This is a genomic window from Streptomyces sp. NPDC050636, from assembly GCF_040654775.1.
Classification (GTDB): Bacteria; Actinomycetota; Actinomycetes; order Streptomycetales; family Streptomycetaceae; genus Streptomyces.
Genome location: NZ_JBFAIP010000028.1, coordinates 34,364 through 55,068, shown reverse-complemented (window position 1 = coordinate 55,068; position 20,705 = coordinate 34,364). Strand labels below are relative to the sequence as shown.

The following is a 20,705-nucleotide window of genomic DNA, read 5'->3' as shown; positions in this document are numbered from 1 at the left end:
GCACCCGCCTCCGATGCCCGATGGCCCCCTTCCATCTCCCCTGATGCCGCCTATCCCTGTACGGCGAGGACCAGCGGAAACACCCCCTCGGCTCCGGCCCTGCGCAGCAGCCGGGCGGCCACGGCCAGCGTCCAGCCGGTGTCGGCGTAGTCGTCCACCAGGAGCACCGGGCCGCCCGCCGACTCCAGGGCCCGCGCCAGCTCCGGCGGCACGCTCAGCGAACCGTGCAGGGCCCGCAGCCGCTGGGCGCTGTTGCTGCGCGGAATCCTGCCGTCCGATCCGTCGTCCACCGAGGTCATCGAGCCCAGGAACGGCATCCTGCCGACCGACGCGATCCGCTCGCCGAGCGACCGGATCAGCTGCGGGCGGGTGCGCGACGCGAGGCAGACGACGCCCACCGGGCGGGCCGGCGCATCCGCCGCGCCCGAGGCCCAACCGCCGGGCCCCTTGGCCCAGTCGGCGAGGACCGTGACCACCGCGGCCGACACATCGTCGGGGACCGGGCCGTCCGGTGCCTGCGGTGCGAGCATCGGGCGAAGACGGTTTCCCCACCCGATGTCGGACAGCCGGCCCAGGGCGCGGCCCGTCGCAGCCAGCTCATTCGCCGGGATACGCCCCTTGAGGTCGAGGCCGATGGCCGGCAGGCCCGTCGGCCACATCCGCCGAGACTCCACCTCCACACCGGGGCGCCCCAGCTCGCCGCGCGCGGCGTCCAACGAACCGGCGGACACCTCGGTGCTGAACCTGGCTCCCGCGCAGTTGTCGCAGCGGCCGCACGCCATCGCCGCTTCGTCGTCCAACTGCCGCCGCAGAAACTCCATCCGGCAGCCCGTCGTGCCGGCGTACTCCCGCATCGCCTGCTGTTCGGTCTCCCGTTGTCGGGTCACCCACGCATAGCGCTCGGCGTCGTACGACCACGGGCGGCCGGTGGCCGTCCAGCCGCCCTTGACGCGACGCACGGCGCCGTCCACATCGAGCACCTTGAGCATGATCTCCAGGCGCGAGCGGCGCAGTTCGACCTGCGGCTCCAGGGCCGGCAGCGACACCGGCCGGCCCGCGGCCGCCAGGACGTCGAGCGTCTGGCGCACCTGCTCCTCCGGAGGGAACGCCAGCGACGCGAAGTACTTCCAGATCGCCTCGTCCTCGCGGCCCGGCAGCAGCAGCACCTCGGCGTGCTTCACCCCACGCCCCGCGCGCCCCACCTGCTGATAGTAGGCGATGGGGGAGGACGGCGAACCCAGGTGCACCACGAACCCCAGGTCGGGCTTGTCGAAGCCCATGCCCAGCGCGGACGTCGCCACCAGCGCCTTCACGCGGTTTGCGAGCAGATCGTCCTCGGCCTGCTGACGGTCGGCGTTCTCCGTCTTGCCGGTGTACGAGGAGACCGTGTGCCCCTGGTGCCGCAGGAAAGCCGTGACCTCCTCGGCGGCGGCGACCGTGAGCGTGTAGATGATCCCCGAGCCCGGAAGCTCGTGCAGATGGTCCGCGAGCCAGGCGAGGCGGTGCGCGGCGTCCGGCAGCGGCAGCACTCCCAGACTCAGGCTCTCCCGGTCCAGCGGGCCGCGCAGGACCAGGGCCTCGGCGGCCTCGCCCGTCCCCAGCTGCTCGGCGACGTCGGCCGTCACCCGGGCATTGGCCGTGGCCGTCGTGGCGAGCACCGGCACGCCGGGCGGGAGGTCGGCGAGCACTGTGCGGAGCCGTCGGTAATCCGGCCGGAAATCGTGGCCCCAGTCGGAGATGCAGTGCGCCTCGTCGACCACCAGCAGGCCGGTGGCCGCCGCGAGCTTGGGCAGCACCTGATCACGGAAATCGGGGTTGTTGAGCCGCTCGGGACTCACCAGCAGGACATCCACCTCGCCGGCCGCCACCTCGGCCTGAACGGTGTCCCATTCCTCCGTGTTGGACGAATTGATCGTGCGCGCGCGGATCCCGGCTCTCGCGGCTGCCTCGACCTGGTTGCGCATCAGCGCGAGCAGCGGGGAGACGATCACGGTCGGCCCGCTGCCGCGCTCGCGCAGCAACGCCGTCGCGACGAAGTAGACCGCGGACTTGCCCCAGCCCGTGCGCTGCACGACGAGGGCGCGGCGGTGGTCGGCGACCAGCGCCTCGATCGCCCGCCACTGATCCTCGCGCAGCCGGGCTTCGCCGCCGGGATCGCCGACGAGGCGGGAGAGGACGGCATCGGCCGAGGCGCGCAAGTCTTCGTTGCTCATGCCCCCATGCAACCCGATGCCACTGACAACGCGCGAACCCCCGCCCGAACCTGTGGATAACCGCGTCACCCGCGAGTTATCCACAGGGGTCGCGGCGGAGCGGCCGGTCGCGGGATCTTCGAGCCATGAATCCGCACAGCGAACCGTCCAAGCCCAGCACCAACGACAACTCCTCCGCCTACTCCGCCGACTCCGCCGGCACGGCGGAACCCTCCGGCTCCCCTGGCTCGTCCGATGCCTCCGGCCCGGCCGGTCCCGCCAAACCCGCCGACTCCTCCGCCCATCCCGCCGATGCCGCTCAGAGCCCGGAGACCGAAGCCCAGGTCACCCTGCGCAGCCCGGCCGAGCTCGCCGACGCGCTGCCGTATCTCATGGGCTTCTACCCGGACGACAGCATCGTGCTCGTGGCGCTGCACGGCGAACGCGGACGCTTCGGCGGCCGGGTCCGGCTCGGCATCCCGACGGACACCACACAGTGGCCTGATGTCTCCGACCAGCTCGCCGACTGCCTGGTGTCGGCCGGCCAGGACCGCGCCACCCGCCCCGTGGGCATCCTCGTCTTCCTCTGCCAGGAGCCCGCCGCGGGCGAGAGCGGCAAGGACGTGAAGGACCGGCTCCGCCCCCTGGCCCAGCGGCTGCGCACCGCCTGCGGTGCCCTTGACGTTCCCGTCATCGAAGCCCTGTGCATCTCCAACGGCCGCTACTGGTCCTACTGTTGCCCTGATTTCCGCTGCTGCCCCGCCGACGGCACGCAGCTGGTCATGCCCGGCACGTCCGTGATGGCCGCGGCCGCCGCCTATGCGGGAATGCAGGTGCGCGGCTCGCTCAAGGCGATGGAGGCCCGGCTGACGCCCCGCACCGGGACGCGTGCAGCCGACCAGGAGAAGGCACTCGATGCGGCGGCCGGCGCTCTCGTCCCGCGCATGCTCCGGCAGGACGGCGCCGCGGTCGTCCGCCGGGACACCCTCGACCTGGCCGGAGCGATGATCCGCCGGTTCCGTCAGGACACGCCCTCCGGCAGCAACCGTGCCAGGGACGCCTGCGACGACGCACTGATCACCGACGGCGAGGCAGCCGACCTCATCCTCGGGCTCCAGGACCGGGTCACCCGCGACCGGGCGGCGGAGTGGATGGACGGGCCCGAGGCCGCGCCGGCCCTCCGGCTCTGGCGCGCCCTCGCCCGCCGCTGCGCCGGTGGCTACGCCGAACATGCGGCGGCACCGCTCACCCTCGCCGGATGGGTCTGCTGGTCCACCGAGGACGGGCCTTCGGCACGGGTCGCCCTCGGCCGCGCCCTGAGCGTCGACCCCGACTACCTCTTCGCCCAGCTGTTGCACCGCGCCATCAACGACGGCCTCGACCCGGAGCCGCTGCGTCGTTGCCTGCGCGACCAGCGTGGAGAGGCGTCGACCGCCGACGGCGCGCTCGCGGCGGCCGCAGAGGAGGCATCACAGCCCGGCACCCGCTCCGGGCCTGCCCGCCCCGGAGCCGCCGACCGCCCCCGCAAGCCCCGCGGCGCCACCGGACCCGGCGCCCGTACGACCGACGGACGCGGCAGGCGCCGGGCCGGCCGGGACGGCGACCGGAGCAGGCGGTGACCGTGCCCCCGGTGCGTGGCCGGCGTGACCTGGGCGCCGGCCGAACCGTTCAGGTCTGTGGCGCAGGCAGTACGGAGCCCCGACCCCACCAGGGAGCGCAGAGCGTGGCAGGCATCGTCCCCACTACCCACCCGGCCCGCCGGCCGCACGACGAACGGCGCCCCGCGCCACCCCGGATCCCCCAACCGCAACCCGTCCACTCCGTACTGGTCTGCGTGGCCCTGCCGGGCCTCGCCGTCTCACCCGCCTCGGGCCAGCTGACCGCCCAGGGGCTGGAGGGCTACTACCGCGACGGCCGGCGGATCCTCTCCCGGTGCGAACTGCGGGCCGCGGGCGGTGAACCACTCGTCGTCCAGGGGCGGTTGACCGGCGCGGACCGCGCACGGTTCATCGGGACGATCCGCAGGACCGGCGACCGCGGCCCGGATCCGGAGATCCGGATGGAGCGGCTGCGGTCCGCCGACGGCACCGAGCGGATCACCTTCCGCAGCAGTTCCGCACGGCCTGTCCGGCTCCCGGTCGAGATCCGGCTGGGCACCGACCTCGCCGAGCTCGGAGCCGTCGCCGTAGGCCTTCCAGGGCCCGAACTCCGGGCCGCTGTCCATGGATCGGGGCTGCGCTGGTCCGGGTCCGGGGCGCACGCGGTGCTGTCTGCGTCGCCCGCGCCCCAGGACGTCCTGGCCTCGGCGGGCCTGCTGTGCTGGGAACTGGACCTGCCGCCCGGCGGCCACCGCACCATCGAGCTGCACACCCGGCTTGAGCACGCCGCCGACGGCCGCCCGAGCGACCACAGCCTCGCGGACGGCCACCGGCGTCCCGCGGGTCCCCGGATCCCCGGGCCGCGCACCGGGCTCGCCGGCCCACGGACACGAGGCGAGGGGCCGCCGCGCCCCTGGACGGCCGCGCAGCTGGAGTGCGACGACCACCGGGCCGACGCCCTCCTGGCGGGCAGCCTCGGTGATCTGCGCGGCCTGCTGTTGCGCGACCCCGCCGTGCCCACGGATGTGTACGTTGCCGGCGGGTTCCCCTGGCGCTGCGGTCTGGCGCCCGCCGAGGCGTTGTGGACCGCCCGGATGCTGCTGCCACTGGGCACCCGGCTCGCCGCCGGCACACTGCGCGCACTCGCTCGTACCCAACAAGCCACGCCAGGGGCCGATTTCGGCCGAATTCCCGGAGCCCTCCGGGACACGGGACCACATGCCCCACCGAGCTGCACGGGCATCGAGGCCACGTTGTTGTTCCCCACCGTCCTCGCGGAGGCGCGCCGCTGGGGCCTGCCCGAGCAGGAGACCGAGCGGTTGCTGCCCGCCGCGGAGCGCTGTCTGAGATGGCTGCGCATCGCGGTCGGATCACCGGGCGCAGGCCACGGCTACCTCCCCGACCCGGGGCCCGACGGACCGTACCGCTGCGAAACACAGGCCCACGCCCACCGTGCCGCACTCCTGGGCGCCGACCTCCTCGACGCCTTCGGGTATCCCGGTGGGGCAGAGCTGCGCGAGTGGGCCGCGGATCTGCGTGCCCGATTCCGTACGGACTTCTGGCTGGAGGACCGCGCGGGCGGCCGCCCCGCCGCCCTCCGTACCGCTGACGGCCGGCCGCTGCCGCATCTCGGCTCCACGGCCGCCCATCTCCTCGACACCGGCCTGCTCGGCCGCGGCGCCCTCGCACCGGGCCTGCTGGACGCGGCGCAGACCGGCCAGCTGGCCAGGCTGCTGGCCGGCCCCGCCTTCGACTCCGGCTGGGGCCTGCGGGGGCTCGGCGCGAAGGAGAGCGGCTACAACCCGTTCGGCCACCGCAGCGGAGCGGTCCGCGTCCACGAGACCGCGATCGCCGCCGCCGGACTGGCCGCAGTCGGCTACGACAAGGCGGCCGGCGCCCTGATCAGGGGCGTCGTGGACGCGGCGGAGAGTTTCGGCCACCGCCTGCCGGAGATGTACGCGGGGGAGCAGCGCACCGCGGACGGCGTCCCGGTACCGCACCCGGCAGCCTGCCGCCCCGCTGCGGTGGCGGCGGCCGGCGCGGTGCAGATACTGATCGCACTCGCCGGGCTGCGCCCCGACGTCCCCGCCGGGACGGTCGCCATACGTCCGCTCGGCAGCGCCCCGCTCGGCGCGATGCAGTTCACCGGCCTGAGCGTCGCCGAGCAGCCGTTCGCCGTACGGATCAGCAGGCTCGGCATGGGGATGGTGGAGGCGGCCGCGGACGGTCTGCAACTGGGGTCCTGAGGCGCTCCAGGGCCTGTTTATCGTCAGGCGGACGACTATGATCACGCCATGCCTCCCTACGACCCGTCGGCCTTCCCGCCCTTTGCCGTCACCGTCGACCTGGTCGTGCTCACCGTGCGCCGCCACGCCCTGTGCGCGTTGGCCGTGCGCCGCGGTGAGCCGCCGTTCCAGGGCCGCTGGGCCCTGCCCGGCGGATTCGTCCGGCCTGATGAGGACCTTGAGGACGCGGCCGCCCGGGAGCTCGCCGAGGAGACCGGTCTGCACGCCCACCCGGAGGCGGGCCCGCCGCCCGCGTACGGTGCGCACCTCGAACAGCTCGCCACCTACGGAGACCCCAAGCGCGACCCCCGCATGCGGGTGGTGAGCGTCGCACACCTCGTGCTCGCCCCGGACCTGCCCGCCCCGCGCGCCGGTGGCGATGCCCACAGCGCGCGCTGGGCGCCGGTGGAGACCCTCCTGGAGCAGGAGGGCACACACGCCCGCGACGGCGATCTGGCGCCCCCGCTCGCCTTCGACCATGCGCGGATCCTCGCCGACGGAGTGGAGCGCGCTCGCTCGAAGATCGAATACTCCTCGCTCGCCACGGCCTTCTGCCCGCAGGAGTTCACCGTCGGCGAGCTGCGACGGGTGTACGAGGCGGTCTGGGGCGTCGCCCTGGATCCCCGCAACTTCCATCGCAAGGTGACCGGCACCCCCGGATTCCTGGTGCCCACCGGTGGTACGACGACCCGTCAGGGCGGCCGCCCCGCCCAGCTGTTCAGCGCCGGCGGCGCGACGTTGCTCAACCCGCCGATGCTGCGCCCGGAGGTCTGAGCCGGGGTGACGGGTCACGGCGTCATGCGTCACGACGCCACCCGGTCGGGTATGCGCCCGGGAAACACGGCAGCACGCCAAGGCCCGTCAATTCCCAGTAAATAGGACATACCGCGCTACCTTTGTCGAGTGAGTCCTCTCGTACCCTCGGCTGCTTCCGAACGGTCTCACGCCCCGCGAGGGACGCGATGATCCAGGCCATCGGACTGACCGGCGAACCCCGTGGTGAACACCCGCCCGCCGTCGACGACCTCACCTTCGAGGCGCGACCGGGCCGCGTCACCGTGCTCCTCGGCGATGAAGCCGCGGGCAAGACCACCGCCCTGCGCCTGATGTTGCAGCTCGAATCCGGCCGAGGCGTCGCCCTCTTCCGCGGCCGCCCGCTGCACCACGTACCCAACCCCGCCCGTGAACTCGGCGTCGTCCTCGGCGACGTCCCCGGACACCCCGCCCGTACGACCCGCGGGCACTTGCGCATGCTCAGCGCCGCAGCCGGCGTCCCGGCCGGCCGGGCCGACGACGTACTCGACCTCGTCGGCCTCAGCGGACTGGCCGACCAGCCCCTGGGCGACCTCTCCCGCGGAATGGACCGCCGGCTCGGCCTGGCCGCAGCCCTCCTCGGTGACCCGCACACCCTCGTGCTCGACGAACCGTCCGAGGGTGTCTCACCACGCGAAGCGGCATGGCTGCACGGCCTGCTGCGCGGCTACGCCGCCCAAGGCGGCACCGTCCTCGTTACCTCCAGCAACGACAAGGAAGCCGCCCGGATCGCCGATCGCGTGGTCACCATCGAAGACGGCCGGCTCGTCGCCGACCAGGAAGGAGCCGAGTTCGCCCGCACCCGGCTCCGCCCCAGGGTGGCCGTCCGCTCCCCGCAAGCCGACCGCCTCGCCTCCCTGCTCATCGACGAGTCCCAACGCGCCCACCACGCCGCGGACCCCGCCGTCGGCCGCGCCATCGAGGTCGTACGGGAGAGCGGCAGTCGCATCGCCGTCTACGGGAGTACCTGCGCCGCCGTCGGGGAGACCGCTTTCCGGCACGGCATCCTCGTGCACCAGCTCGCGGACGAGGTCGGCGACACCAGCCCCATCACCCCGCTCCACCGCGCCGACGGCCGTGCCCCGCTCCCCGCCGCCGACGTACTACGCGGTTCTGCCCCCACACCACCGCCCCCGGAGAGCGAAACCACTCCGTACACCGACAACACCGACATCGCCACCCCCGCCGACCGCGACATCACCACCCCCGACGTCGACATGACGTCCGACACCGTCACCCTCCCGGTCGTCCGGTCCGCGACACCCGCGCCCCGCCCGGTGCGATCCGCGCCGCCACGGTTCACTGCACCCCTCGCGATTCCCCGGCTTCCCGCCCCCGGCCCCGCCTGGCCGCTGCGCTACGAACTGCGCCGTACGGTCAGCGATCGCACCGGCCTGCTCGTGACCGCCGCATCCGTCCTCGTCTCACTGATCCTGGCGCTGTTGCTGGCCCGCCACGGAGACGCACCGATGTCACGTGTGCTGACCGGTTGGCCCCGTCAACTGCCCTTCCCTCCAGCGGCACTCGGCGCGGGTCTGCTCGGGGCGCTCTCTTTCGGCCAGGAGTTCAGCTACCCGGCGCTCGCCCCCGAACGCGGCAGCGTCCCCCGCCGCCTCGGGCTGCTCGTCGCCAAACTTCTGGTCAGTGGCGCTTGCGCGCTGGCTCTCGGCGCCTGCGTACTCGCCGCGGACGGGACGACGGCCCGCTTCCTGTTCGGACCCGAAGCGGTCACCAGCATCGCCGAGTGGCCTGTTCTCGCCGCTGGTTGGGTGGCGCTGCTTGTCGGCTGCGCGTGGGCGGGCGTACTGGCCGCCGGCGTATTCCGGTCCACGGCAATGGGATTGGCGGCGGTGCTCGCCGTACCGGTTCTGGTGGTGCCGTTCGTGCAACGTGTCGTTGCCGAGTCCGCGGCCCGTTCCCTGGCCGGGCTCCCAGAGCGACTGAGGTCGTTGACTCCCATGCGGTGGCCTTCCGAAATCGACCACGGTGTATCGGTCGCGATGCGACTCGTGACCCAACCCGTAGGCAGCGCAATGATGTTGTCGCTGACCTTCCTGGTCTGCGCGTATGCCCTTACCGTGCGCCGCGGGCGGACGCGTTGATGGCGGGCGGCGCTCGTTTCGCGGCGGCGTTGTTGCGCCCGCTGTCTGCAACTCGCCGCAGACGGCGCATTTCTTTCCGATAAAGCGTCAATTGCGAGATGGCGGCCGATCACCCTTTCGTGTGCTTTTCACCAAAGACCTCAAGGGTGTTCAGGGTGTCGCCGACAAAGGATGCGTGAGTACCCTTGCGCACACCATGATGACCGCGGCTCGCCCCGGCGACACCGGCCTCGCAGGCCCGGGCGAGCTTGACCGCTACCCCTATGGCAACGCGGCGAACGCCGCCAGTACGGCCGGTGCGGACCGCGCCGAGCGCGTCGCGCCGGCGTGGGAAGGCTCCGAAGCAGATATGGGCCGGGCCGGCCGCCGGGCGGCGGGCAGCCGCGGCCGCGGCCTGCACGGCCAACTCGTCCAACAGCTGGGCCAGATGATCGTCTCCGGCGATCTCGGCGCCGACCGCCCGCTCGTCCCCGAGGAGATCGGCCAGCGGTTCGAGGTCTCCCGCACCGTCGTCCGTGAGTCGCTGCGCGTCCTTGAGGCCAAGGGCCTGGTCAGTGCCCGCCCTAACGTCGGCACCCGGGTGCGCCCGGTCAGCGACTGGAACCTCCTCGACCCCGACATCATCGAGTGGCGGGCCTACGGGCCACAGCGCGACGACCAGCGTCGTGAGCTGTGCGAGCTGCGCTGGACGATCGAGCCGCTCGCCGCCCGGCTCGCCGCCGGCCACGGCCGTGAGGACGTCCAGCAGCGGCTCGCCGACATGGTCGAGATCATGGGGCACTCCGCCGCCCAGGGCGACACCCTGACCTTCGCCCGCGCCGACGCCGAGTTCCACTCCCTGCTGCTTCAGCTCGCCGGCAACCGCATGCTTGAGCACCTCTCGGGCATCGTCGCCGCCGCCCTGCATGTCTCCGGCGGCCCGTCGGGCGGCTGTGAGCGCCCGGTCGAGACCTCCGTGGGCCAGCACATGCGGATCGTCGACGCCATCGGTTCCGGTGACGCCACCGCGGCCGAATCCGCGATGCGCCAGCTCCTCGCCGCCCATGGTGAGGCCGGCGCCCCGGGCTCCGGGGCGCCCGGGGACCACGTGGTCCCCGCGCCCCGCGAACACTGAAGGCCCGTACCCAACCGCGTACGGACCGTAGGCACCGAGCGGCCGAGTGCCCCGCGCGCCTCCCCGGACGGGGCGCGCCGTACGCATCGAAGGCGCACAAGATCGCCGGATCCGGGGCGTCGCCCGGATCCGGCGCCGGGTCTTGAGAGGGTTGCGTGCCATATGGCTGGGAATAGGTCGATATGTGGTGTGACTCGGGCCACGCGGATTGGGCGTAACGCTCGTCGGGGAAGCGCGATGACTTAAGAGGTGATAGCCGAGGAAGGAATACGGACGGCGTTCGTGACGCTGTTCAACTCCCCGGCTGACCCCGCGCCGTCGGTTCATCCCCACCGGCGGTCGTCGGCTCCGATCCACAGTGGACGGGGTCGGAAGCCGTTTCCATCGTTCCGAGAGGTTGTTCGTGTCGGCCAGCACATCCCGTACGCTCCCGCCGGAGATCGCCGAGTCCGAGTCTGTGATGGCGCTCATCGAGCGGGGAAAGGCTGATGGGCAGATCGCCGGCGATGACGTGCGTCGGGCCTTCGAGGCTGACCAGATTCCGCCAACCCAGTGGAAGAATGTTCTGCGCAGCCTCAACCAGATCCTCGACGAGGAGGGTGTGACGCTGATGGTCAGTGCCGCAGAGGCGCCCAAGCGCACCCGCAAGAGCGTCGCAGCGAAGAGTCCGGCAAAGCGCACCGCCACCAAGACCGTCGCGGCCAAGACCGCCACGGTGAAGAAGGCCACCGCAGCGGCCGCCGCCCCCATGGCGGACCCGGCCGGTGAGTCCGAGTCCGCGCCTGCCAAGAAGGCCGCGGCCAAGAAGACCGCAGCCAAGAAGACGGTGGCGAAGAAGGCCACCGCCAAGAAGGCCACCGCAAAGAAGACCGCGTCCAAGAAGGACGTCGACGAGCTGCTCGACGACGAGGCGACCGAGGAGACCCCGGCGCCCGGCAAGGGCGAGGCAGCCGAAGCCGCCGAGGGCACGGAGAACGCCGGCTTCGTCCTCTCCGACGACGACGAGGACGACGCCCCCGCGCAGCAGGTCGCCGCGGCCGGCGCCACCGCCGACCCGGTGAAGGACTACCTCAAGCAGATCGGCAAGGTCCCGCTCCTCAACGCCGAGCAGGAGGTCGAGCTCGCCAAGCGCATCGAGGCGGGCCTGTTCGCCGAGGACAAGCTGGCGAACTCCGACAAGCTCGCGCCGAAGCTCAAGCGTGAGCTGGAGATCATCGCCGAGGACGGCCGCCGGGCGAAGAACCACCTGCTGGAGGCCAACCTCCGACTGGTGGTCTCCCTGGCCAAGCGGTATACGGGCCGCGGCATGCTCTTCCTGGACCTGATCCAGGAGGGCAACCTCGGTCTCATCCGTGCCGTCGAGAAGTTCGACTACACCAAGGGCTACAAGTTCTCGACCTACGCGACGTGGTGGATCCGCCAGGCCATCACCCGCGCCATGGCCGACCAGGCCCGCACCATCCGTATCCCGGTGCACATGGTCGAGGTCATCAACAAGCTCGCGCGCGTGCAGCGCCAGATGCTCCAGGACCTGGGCCGCGAGCCCACCCCGGAGGAGCTGGCCAAGGAACTCGACATGACCCCCGAGAAGGTCATCGAGGTCCAGAAGTACGGTCGCGAGCCGATCTCGCTGCACACCCCGCTGGGCGAGGACGGCGACAGCGAGTTCGGTGACCTCATCGAGGACTCCGAGGCGGTCGTCCCGGCCGACGCGGTCAGCTTCACGCTTCTGCAGGAGCAGCTGCACTCGGTCCTGGACACCCTCTCCGAGCGCGAGGCCGGCGTGGTCTCCATGCGCTTCGGTCTCACCGACGGCCAGCCCAAGACGCTGGACGAGATCGGGAAGGTCTACGGCGTCACGCGTGAGCGGATCCGTCAGATCGAGTCCAAGACCATGTCGAAGCTGCGTCACCCGTCGCGCTCGCAGGTGCTGCGCGACTACCTCGACTAGCCGAACACGCACGGACAACGCCGCGAGCCCGGACCTCCTTGATGGAGGGGCCGGGCTCGCGGCCGTCCGGGTGCGGTGCGCGGCCGTTTGGGTCACTCTGGGTGGGCGTGCACTGTCCCAGAGTCAGGAGTCCGTATGCGCTCGACCTCCTACGCAACTCTCGGAGCCTTCGTGCTGGTCCTGGCCGTACCGACCTCGGCGGCCGCGGACGGATCGGTGGTCGGCGGCAACCCTGTACACGTATCGGAGAGCCCCTGGGTGGTGGCCCTCGCCTCCCACGACCGCTTCGGCACCGAGCGCTCCGGGCAGTTCTGCGGTGGTGTGCTCGTCGGGCGCTCGACGGTGGTCACGGCCGCGCACTGCCTGAGCAAGGAGGTCCTGGGCGTGCCGTGGAAGCAGGTGCGGGATCTGCGCATCGTCATCGGGCGCGACAACCTGGCGGGCGGCGGTGGCCAGGAGCTCAAGGCCGCGAACGTGTGGGTCAACCCGAAGTACGACAGCTGGACGAACGAGGGCGACATGGCCGTCCTCAGGCTGGAGAAGCCGGCGAGCGGCCAGGCGATCCCGATAGCCGGCCGGGGCGATGCCGAATACAAACCCGGCACCGGGGCGACGGTCTACGGCTGGGGGGACACGACAGGCGAGGGCAGCTACGCGACGGGACTGCGGTCCGCCGGTGTGAATGTCCTGGAGGACTCGGTCTGCGCGGGCGCCTACCCGGGCAGTGCCGATGGCACGTACAAGCCCGCGTCGATGCTGTGCGCGGGGATGCCGGGCGGCGGGCGGGACGCCTGCCAGGGGGACAGTGGCGGACCACTCGTGGTGCGCGGGCGCCTGGTGGGGCTGGTGTCGTGGGGGACGGGCTGCGGCCAGGCCGGTCATCCCGGGGTCTATACGCGCGCCTCAGCGCTGCTCCCCGTCGTGTCCGAACATGGGGCCGACTGAGGGGTGTGCGGGGCCGTCGGCATGCCGAAGCGTACGAGTGCGGGCGGTCCCCCCGGTTCTGCCGGGGAGACCGCCCGCCGCACGGCCTAGGCCGCTACTCGCTCGTCGTGGATGCGATGTGTCAGCGTTCCTCTTCGGTCGCAGACGCCGGAGAGGCGGTGAGCCGCTCCGTCTCGTCCTGTATTTCCGCGGCGATCTTCTTGAGTTCTGGCTCGAACTTGCGACCGTGGTGGGCGCAGAAGAGCAGTTCTCCGCCGGACATCAGGACGACGCGCAGGTATGCCTGGGCGCCGCAGCGGTCGCAGCGGTCAGCGGCCGTCAGCGGGCTCGCGGGTGTCAGAACAGTAGTCACGTCGCCTCTTCTCTAGCTCGACGAGCTGTCGTACCAGGGTCAACATCCAACCAGGCCGAAAACGTTCCCGCTTATGCCTTTTCCTCGAAAAAAATTCTCCGAGGGGGCCGGGTGCTGCCGGGTGGCGGCGAATGAGCCGTATTGCGTGGTGGTCAGATTCACGTGGTTGTTGGGGTCTGCCCTCCCGGCTGGCTTGCCGGTTGTTGATGAGGACGTGCCCGGAGCCTAAATGGTTCATGCCTCGAAGGGAACGTGATGTGCACGTCATCCCGATGTCACCCCATCGAGGGATCGAACGTACGATCGAAATTCTACTACCATGGGCGTGGTGACGGGTGGCGTCACATCGGCTCTACCAGGCCTCGGTACCCTCTGACCGGTGACACCGCCACAACCGAGTCCGCGGAATGCGGACTGCCAGAAATTCAGCGAGGAGCGAACCGCGTGACCGCCGAGATGTCCGTGCCGTCCACCGCAGTGCTGACCGGGGCAGACCGGGACGGTTCCAACTACACCGCGCGGCATCTGCTCGTCCTCGAGGGTCTGGAGGCCGTCCGCAAGCGCCCTGGCATGTATATCGGCTCGACGGACAGTCGCGGCCTGATGCACTGCCTGTGGGAGATCATCGACAACTCGGTCGATGAGGCGCTGGGCGGCTACTGCGACCACATCGAGGTGATCCTCCACGACGACGGGTCGGTGGAGGTCCGCGACAACGGCCGTGGCATCCCCGTCGACGTCGAGCCCAAGACCGGGCTCAGCGGCGTCGAGGTTGTCATGACCAAGCTGCACGCCGGCGGAAAGTTCGGCGGCGGCTCCTACGCCGCCTCCGGCGGTCTGCACGGCGTCGGCGCCTCGGTCGTCAACGCGCTCTCCGCGCGACTCGACGTCGAGGTGGACCGCAACAGCAAGACCCACTCGATCAGCTTCCGCCGCGGCGTCCCCGGCATCTTCACCGAATCCGGCCCCGACGCCCCGTTCGACCCCGGAAACGGCCTGCTCAAGGGCAAGCGGGTGGCCAAGACGAAGACCGGCACCCGGGTGCGCTACTGGGCCGACCGGCAGATCTTCCTCAAGGACGCCAAGCTCTCCCTGGAGACGCTGTACGCCCGGGCCCGCCAGACGGCCTTCCTCGTACCGGGCCTGACCCTCGTCGTCCGCGACGAGCGCGGCATCGACGGCGCCGGCAAGTCGGAGGAGACCTTCCGCTACGACGGCGGTATCAGCGAATTCTGTGAGTACCTCGCGCAGGACAAGGCCGTCTGCGACATCCAGCGGCTCACCGGCCAGGGCACCTTCAAGGAGACCGTGCCCGTCCTGGACGACCGCGGTCACATGACACCGACCGAAGTCACCCGCGAACTGGGCGTCGACATCGCCCTCCGGTGGGGGACCGGCTACGACTCGACGGTCAGGTCGTTCGTCAACATCATCGCGACGCCCAAGGGCGGCACCCACGTCTCCGGCTTCGAGCGCTCGGTCACCAAGACCGTCAACGAAGTGCTGCGATCGAGCAAGCTGCTGCGCGTCGCCGAGGACGACGTCGTCAAGGACGACGCCATGGAGGGCCTCACCGCCGTTGTGACGGTGCGGCTCGCGGAGCCGCAGTTCGAAGGCCAGACCAAGGAGGTGCTCGGCACCTCCGCCGCCTCGCGGATCGTCGCCCAGGTGGTGAGCAAGGAACTCAAGGCGTTTCTGACGTCCACGAAGCGGGACGCCAAGCAGCAGGCACGCTCCATCCTGGAGAAGGTCGTGGCCGCGGCCCGTACGCGCATCGCGGCCCGTCAGCACAAGGAGGCCCAGCGGCGGAAGACGGCGCTGGAGTCCTCCTCGCTGCCGGCCAAGCTTGCCGATTGCCGCAGCGACAACGTCGACCGCAGCGAACTGTTCATCGTCGAGGGAGACTCGGCGCTGGGCACCGCGAAGCTCGCGCGGAATTCGGAATTCCAGGCGCTGCTGCCGATCCGCGGCAAGATTCTGAATGTCCAGAAGTCATCGGTTTCGGACATGCTCAAGAACGCCGAGTGCGGCTCCATCATCCAGGTCATAGGGGCCGGGTCCGGCCGGACCTTCGACATCGACACGGCCCGCTACGGAAAGGTCATCTTCCTCGCCGACGCTGACGTCGACGGCGCGCACATCCGCTGTCTGCTGCTGACCCTCTTCCAGCGCTATATGCGCCCGATGGTCGAGCAGGGCCGGGTCTTTTCCGCCGTTCCGCCGCTGCACCGCGTCGAATTGGTCAATCCCAAAAAGGGCCAGGACAAGTACATCTACACCTACTCGGACGGCGAACTGCGCCAGACGCTGCTCGAACTCGAACGCAAGAAGGTCCGCTACAAGGACAGCATCCAGCGCTACAAGGGCCTGGGCGAAATGGACGCCGACCAACTCGCCGAGACCACCATGGACCCGCGTCACCGCACGCTCCGACGGATCAACATCAGCGATCTGGAAGCGGCGGAGAAGGCCTTCGACCTCCTGATGGGCAACGAAGTCGCCCCCCGTAAGGAGTTCATCACCAACTCCGCGTCCACTCTGGACCGTTCGCGCATCGACACCTGAGCCGGCCGCAGGTCCCCACGGGCGTCTGTCCACCCACGGGTGGAGAGGCGCCCGTCGCGATGTCCACCCCGGCCCCACCCTGGCGCCGATCCGGCCGGTGGGCCCCGCTCCGTAGCGTCGGGCGTGTCGTCAAACCCCTACGGAGGACCAGGACATGAGCGCTTTGCTGAACATTCTCGTGATCGTCATTGTTGTCGCGATGGTGTTCATCCGGCAGTTCCAGGCGCGGCGCGTCACAGCCGACAGCAAGAAATGGTGGCTGATACCCGCCGTACTCACCATCATGGCGCTACGGGAACCGGGGCTCCTGGATCCCGCACACCACGCGAGTTCGGCCTTGCTGCTCGCCGGGGAACTCGTCATCGCCCTCGCCAGCGGCGCCGCCTGGGCTTGGACCAGCCGGATGTGGACGGACGACGAGGGCGCCGTCTGGACCAAGGGCGGCTGGGCGACGGCCGGTGTCTGGCTCGGTGGGATTGCGGTGCGTCTCGGCCTCGTCGGCATCGCGGCGGCCTTGGGCATCCACCAGAGCAGCCTGGCCACGATGCTTGCCGTCGCCGCCATGCTGCTGACCCGCACCGGAGTCACCATGTGGAGGGCTCAGTCCCTGCGGCCGACGTACCGTGTCCCGGTCGCCGGCTGAACCACGTAGCCGACCATCAGGAAGGACTGTTTGTGTCGCTGACCTCCTGGACGAGCTGGCCCCTACGGGAGGCGCTTTCCCGCGAGGGCATCAGCGACGCCCGGCTGTGGATCGGCCGAGCCGTCCGCGTACTGCTGTTGAGCGGAGTGCTGTGGGGCACCCTCGCCGAGCCGGCCTTCCGCGGTTGGGGACTGCTTGCCGGATCCGCGGGGGTCGTGCTGAGCGCGGTCGCCTTCAAGAACTTCTTCCGCACCACACGACAGCAACGCCTGTGGCCGTCCATCGGGTTGTTCGCTCTCCTTGAAGCCGCCGCGTTTGCCTTCCACGCCTCGGGAGCGCGGGTTCCGGCGGTCGTCCTGTGGTGCGGCTGCGCCATCGCATCCATGGAACGGCTGCCACTCTGCGCCGCCTTGCCGTGCTCAGCCGTCGCCTTGGGCGCGTATGCCGCGGTGACCGACGACAACTGGGTGACCACCGCGGCGACGACCGTGGGTCTGGGCCTGGCCGGATATGTACTGCGGCTCGACGCAGAAGCGCGCGGCAACTCGCAGCGACTGCTGGCACAGGAACGGGCCGCCCGTAAGGCCGAGGCCGAAACGGCGGCGTTCGCGGAACGAGGACGGATCGCCCGAGAGATCCACGACGTCCTCGCACACAGTCTGAGTGCCCAGTTGGTCCACCTGGAGGCGGCGCGGCTGCTGATCCTGCAGAGCACCGACCTCGAAGCGGACCGTGACCAGATCCTGGAACGGGTGGTGGCGTGCCGGGGGATGGCCCGTGAAGGGCTGGACGGCACGCGTGAGGCGCTTTCAGCCCTGCGTGGCGAGATGATCCCGGTCGAGGACCTCCTGCACCGTCTGGCCGCCACTGAGGGCGCGCGGCTGGACGTCTCCGGTGAGCGCCGCGCCCTGCCGGCCGAAGCGGGCCTCACGGTCCGCAGGGTGGCCCAGGAGGCGCTGACGAACGTGCGCAAGCATGCGCCGGGCGCCCGTGTGAGCGTGCGGCTGGAGTACGCGGACGACAACGTAGGACTTGTGGTGCGCGACTCGGACGGGCGCGGCAAGCCCGGCGAGCTAGCGAAAAGCGGTTCCGGCTACGGTTTGCTCGGGATGCGGGAGCGAGCCGAACTTCTCGGCGGAACGCTGGAGTCCGGCTCCGACGAGGAGGGTTTTGTGGTCCGGTTGAGGGTGCCCCTGTGACGGCGTGCACGGCGGCACGTGTCGTGGTGGCTGATGACCAGACTGTGGTGCGTGAGGGAATCGTGATGCTGCTGGGACTGCTGCCGGGCATTGAGGTCATCGGATCGGCCGCGGACGGCGAGCAAGCGGTCCGTATGGTCGAGGAGCTCGCCCCCGACGTCGTCCTCATGGACTTGCGGATGCCGCGTTGCGACGGGGTCGAGGCGACCCGCCGCATCCGCGTGGAACACCCTGGCACCCAGGTGGTGGTGCTCACGACCTACGCCGACGACGACTCGCTCTTCCCCGCCCTGCAGGCCGGCGCCCGCGGCTACCTCACCAAGGACGCGGACGGCGACGAGATCGTCCGCGCCATCGATGACGTGCTCTCGGGCGAGGCCGGGCTGTCGCCGAAGATCCAGCGCAGGCTGCTGGACCGTTTCGCTGAACCCGTACGGAGCCTGCCGGAACCGCCGGACGAAGCCCCCGACGGGCTGACCACCCGCGAGGTGGAGGTGTTGCGGCTCGTCGCGGAGGGACAGACGAATCCCGAGATCGCGCGCACGCTGCATGTCTCCACGGCGACCGTGAAGACCCACATCAACAACCTCTTCGCCAAAGCGGGGCTGCGGGACCGGGCCCAGGCCATCCATTACGCGTACCGCCACGGACTCGCACAGCCGCCCGGATAGTCCCTCACCTTATGGGGTGAAGCATTCGGGATGAAGAATCCTTGTCTTTCTTGATCTTCCTTTCTGTCCCATTCTTGGGCGCACGGTCAACAGGCCCGTGCAGCAAGGAGTGTTCGGTGGACAAGAAGGACGGCCGTGCGGCCGATGAACCAGGGGCGTCCGCGCGGCTCGACGACCCTTGGTACGACGCTCTCGCCTCCGGGTGGGGCGAGTTGAACGACACGGCGGACGAGTCGGGGGAACGGGAGCGCACGCGGGCGCACCTGCAGGTACCGGAGCCGCGGTCTGCATCGCACGACGAGGTGTATCTGGCAGTCCAGAAGAGCGCCGCCTTCCAGGAAGTACGCCGTCGATACCGGCGATTCGTCGTGCCCGCCACGGCTGCCTTCCTGGCCTGGTACCTCGCCTATGTGATCGCGGCCACCGTGGCACCGGACTTCATGGCTCACCGCGTTGCTGGTGCGCTCAACGTCGCGATGCTCGCCGGACTCGGGCAGTTCGCCACGACGTTCCTGTTCACCTGGGCGTACGCGCGCCATGCACGGCTTCGCCGCGACCGCGTGGCGCTCGACATCTGCTGGGAGACCCAGGAACTGACTGGAAGGAACGTCCGTTGACCATCGACCAGCGGACTCTGGCGCTGGTCCTGTTCAGCGCGTTCGTCGCCGTCACACTCGCGATCACCACCTGGGTGAGTCGCCGCAGGCGCGGATCGGCCGAGGAGTTCTATGTGGGCGGCCGGCTCTTCTCCCCTCTGGAGAATGGTTTCGCCATCGCGGGTGACTACATGTCCGCCGCGTCCTTCCTCGGCATCTCCGGACTGATCGCCCTCTTCGGTTACGACGGTTTGCTGTACTCGGTCGGCTTCCTCGTCGCCTGGCTCGTCGTGCTCTTCCTCGTGGCCGAACTGGTCCGCAACTGCGGCAGGTTCACCCTCGCCGACGTTGTCGCCGCGCGGATGCGTCAACGCCGGGTCCGCATCGCGACCGGCGCGGCCTCCGTCACCGTTTCCCTGCTCTATCTGGTGGCGCAGATGGTCGGCGCCGGCAGCCTGGTCGCGCTTTTTCTCGGCGGGGCGGGCACGCAGGCACGTACCTGGATGGTGGTCGGGGTCGGCGCACTGATGGTGGTCTACGTCGCCTTCGGTGGCATGCGGGCAACGACCTGGATCCAGATCGTCAAAGCCGTGCTCCTCATGGGCGGCGCGATCGTACTGACTGTCCTGGTACTGGCTCGTTTCCACGGCGACATCAACACGCTGCTGAACACCGCTGCCGAACACAGCGGTCACGGAAGGGACTTCCTCGCACCGGGCCTCAAATACGGCGACGACTGGACGTCGCGACTGGACTTCATCAGCCTCGGCATCGCGCTCGTCCTGGGGACGGCCGGACTGCCGCACATCCTGTCCCGCTTCTACACCGTCCCCACAGCGCGCGCCGCCCGCCGATCCGTCGTCTGGGCCATCGGCCTGATCGGCGGCTTCTATCTGATGACCATCGTGCTGGGCTTCGGCGCCGCCGCGGTGCTCGGCACCGACGCCGTCCGCGCGTCCAACGCGGCCGGGAACACCGCTGTCCCGCTGCTCGCCCGCGACCTGGGAGGCGGCGCTGGTTCAACAGGAGGAACGGTTCTGTTCGCTGTGGTGGCCGCGGTCGCCTTCGCCACGATCCTCGCCGTGGTCGCAGGCATCACGCTGGCGTCGTCGGCCTCCGTGGCGCACGATCTGTACGCCTCGATGCGACGGCCACGCGCCACGGCGAAGGATCGGCAGCGCACAGAGGTGACCGTGGCGCGCATCGCGGCGGTGGGCGTTGGCGCGGTCGCCATCGGCCTCGCGCTGCTCGCCCAGGACTTGAATGTCGCGTTCCTCGTGGGCCTCGCGTTCGCCGTTGCTGCCTCGGCCAATCTGCCTGTGCTGCTGTACGCCCTCTTCTGGCGGCGCTTCACGACCCGTGGCGCGCTCTGGTCGGTCTACGGCGGCCTGATCCCCGCGATCGTGCTCGTCGCCCTCTCGCCGGTGGTCTCCGGCAGTCCGGAGTCACTCCTTCCCGGACTGGACTTCGCCTTCTTCCCGCTTGAAAACCCCGGTGGTGTGTCGATCCCGCTGGGCTTCCTGATGGGATGGCTGGGAACGGTGCTCTCCCCGGAGGCCGCTGATGAGGCCCGGCATGCCGAAACGGAAGTCCGGGCGCTTACGGGGGCGGGGGCGGCTTAGCGAGTTTCCTGTGGCCGGGGACGTGCCGGCGGTTGATGGGGTGCTGCGTCCCGTGTC

General features: G+C 70.5%; 15 protein-coding genes. 13 read left to right on the top strand and 2 right to left on the bottom strand.

Annotated elements, in window-relative coordinates; all coding sequences use genetic code 11:
* Positions 1-50 precede the first annotated feature (50 nt).
* A complete protein-coding gene (locus AB0I10_RS21385; protein WP_363154117.1) occupies positions 51-2,213 on the bottom strand; it encodes a RecQ family ATP-dependent DNA helicase in 2,163 nt (720 codons plus the stop codon).
* A 125-nt stretch (positions 2,214-2,338) separates the two neighbouring features.
* On the opposite strand from AB0I10_RS21385, the gene AB0I10_RS21380 reads away from it, so the two are divergent.
* The 7 genes from AB0I10_RS21380 to AB0I10_RS21350 all read left to right on the top strand — a co-directional run bounded on the left by AB0I10_RS21380 (position 2,339) and on the right by AB0I10_RS21350 (position 13,000).
* Complete coding sequence (locus tag AB0I10_RS21380) at positions 2,339-3,811, top strand: DUF4192 family protein (RefSeq protein ID WP_363154116.1); 1,473 nt, start codon at positions 2,339-2,341, stop codon at positions 3,809-3,811.
* A 215-nt stretch (positions 3,812-4,026) separates the two neighbouring features.
* On the top strand, positions 4,027-6,036 hold the full coding sequence (locus AB0I10_RS21375) for a glycogen debranching N-terminal domain-containing protein (RefSeq protein WP_363154149.1): 2,010 nt from the start codon (positions 4,027-4,029) through the stop codon (positions 6,034-6,036).
* Positions 6,037-6,084: 48 nt separating this feature from the next.
* Positions 6,085-6,849, top strand: coding sequence for an NUDIX domain-containing protein (locus AB0I10_RS21370; protein WP_363154115.1), 765 nt, complete (start codon positions 6,085-6,087; stop codon positions 6,847-6,849).
* Between the two features lie 188 nt (positions 6,850-7,037).
* Positions 7,038-8,990, top strand: coding sequence for an ATP-binding cassette domain-containing protein (locus tag AB0I10_RS21365; RefSeq protein WP_363154114.1), 1,953 nt, complete (start codon positions 7,038-7,040; stop codon positions 8,988-8,990).
* A 121-nt stretch (positions 8,991-9,111) separates the two neighbouring features.
* On the top strand, positions 9,112-10,104 hold the full coding sequence (locus AB0I10_RS21360; RefSeq protein ID WP_363154113.1) for a FadR/GntR family transcriptional regulator: 993 nt from the start codon (positions 9,112-9,114) through the stop codon (positions 10,102-10,104).
* 403 nt (positions 10,105-10,507) lie between these two features.
* Positions 10,508-12,055, top strand: coding sequence for an RNA polymerase sigma factor (locus AB0I10_RS21355; protein WP_363154112.1), 1,548 nt, complete (start codon positions 10,508-10,510; stop codon positions 12,053-12,055).
* Positions 12,056-12,190: 135 nt separating this feature from the next.
* On the top strand, positions 12,191-13,000 hold the full coding sequence (locus AB0I10_RS21350) for a serine protease (RefSeq protein WP_363154111.1): 810 nt from the start codon (positions 12,191-12,193) through the stop codon (positions 12,998-13,000).
* Between the two features lie 121 nt (positions 13,001-13,121).
* On the opposite strand, the gene AB0I10_RS21345 is transcribed toward AB0I10_RS21350, so the two are convergent.
* A complete protein-coding gene (locus tag AB0I10_RS21345; RefSeq protein ID WP_363154110.1) occupies positions 13,122-13,352 on the bottom strand; it encodes a hypothetical protein in 231 nt (76 codons plus the stop codon).
* Between the two features lie 444 nt (positions 13,353-13,796).
* Here AB0I10_RS21345 and AB0I10_RS21340 point away from each other — a divergent pair, with 444 nt between their 5' ends.
* The 6 genes from AB0I10_RS21340 (at position 13,797) to AB0I10_RS21315 (ending at position 20,648) form a co-directional block, all read left to right on the top strand.
* Positions 13,797-15,917 carry a DNA topoisomerase IV subunit B gene (locus AB0I10_RS21340; protein ID WP_363154109.1) on the top strand — a complete coding sequence of 707 codons (2,121 nt, stop codon included), beginning with the start codon at positions 13,797-13,799 and terminating at the stop codon, positions 15,915-15,917.
* A 154-nt stretch (positions 15,918-16,071) separates the two neighbouring features.
* The gene (locus AB0I10_RS21335; RefSeq protein WP_363154108.1) at positions 16,072-16,560 is read left to right on the top strand and encodes a DUF1453 domain-containing protein; all 489 of its coding nucleotides are present in this window, start codon (positions 16,072-16,074) and stop codon (positions 16,558-16,560) included.
* A gap of 32 nt (positions 16,561-16,592) precedes the next feature.
* A complete protein-coding gene (locus AB0I10_RS21330) occupies positions 16,593-17,759 on the top strand; it encodes a histidine kinase (RefSeq protein WP_363154107.1) in 1,167 nt (388 codons plus the stop codon).
* Positions 17,756-18,430, top strand: coding sequence for a response regulator transcription factor (locus AB0I10_RS21325; protein WP_363154106.1), 675 nt, complete (start codon positions 17,756-17,758; stop codon positions 18,428-18,430). The genes AB0I10_RS21330 and AB0I10_RS21325 overlap by 4 nt, the downstream gene beginning before the upstream one ends.
* 116 nt (positions 18,431-18,546) lie before the next feature.
* The gene (locus AB0I10_RS21320) at positions 18,547-19,047 is read left to right on the top strand and encodes a DUF485 domain-containing protein (RefSeq protein ID WP_363154105.1); all 501 of its coding nucleotides are present in this window, start codon (positions 18,547-18,549) and stop codon (positions 19,045-19,047) included.
* Positions 19,044-20,648, top strand: a complete 1,605-nt coding sequence (locus tag AB0I10_RS21315) for a cation acetate symporter (RefSeq protein WP_363154104.1) — start codon at positions 19,044-19,046, stop codon at positions 20,646-20,648. Before AB0I10_RS21320 ends, AB0I10_RS21315 begins: the two co-directional genes overlap by 4 nt.
* Positions 20,649-20,705: the final 57 nt, after the last annotated feature.

What these genes read in the sequence shown, in the direction of transcription:
- AB0I10_RS21365 (WP_363154114.1), top strand. Translation starts at nt 7,038, where the DNA reads ATGATCCAGGCCATCGGACTGACCGGCGAACCCCGTGGTGAACACCCG.
- AB0I10_RS21370 (WP_363154115.1), top strand. Translation starts at nt 6,085, where the DNA reads ATGCCTCCCTACGACCCGTCGGCCTTCCCGCCCTTTGCCGTCACCGTC.
- AB0I10_RS21380 (WP_363154116.1), top strand. Translation starts at nt 2,339, where the DNA reads ATGAATCCGCACAGCGAACCGTCCAAGCCCAGCACCAACGACAACTCC.
- AB0I10_RS21350 (WP_363154111.1), top strand. Translation starts at nt 12,191, where the DNA reads ATGCGCTCGACCTCCTACGCAACTCTCGGAGCCTTCGTGCTGGTCCTG.
- AB0I10_RS21335 (WP_363154108.1), top strand. Translation starts at nt 16,072, where the DNA reads ATGAGCGCTTTGCTGAACATTCTCGTGATCGTCATTGTTGTCGCGATG.
- AB0I10_RS21385 (WP_363154117.1), bottom strand. Translation starts at nt 2,213, where the DNA reads ATGAGCAACGAAGACTTGCGCGCCTCGGCCGATGCCGTCCTCTCCCGC.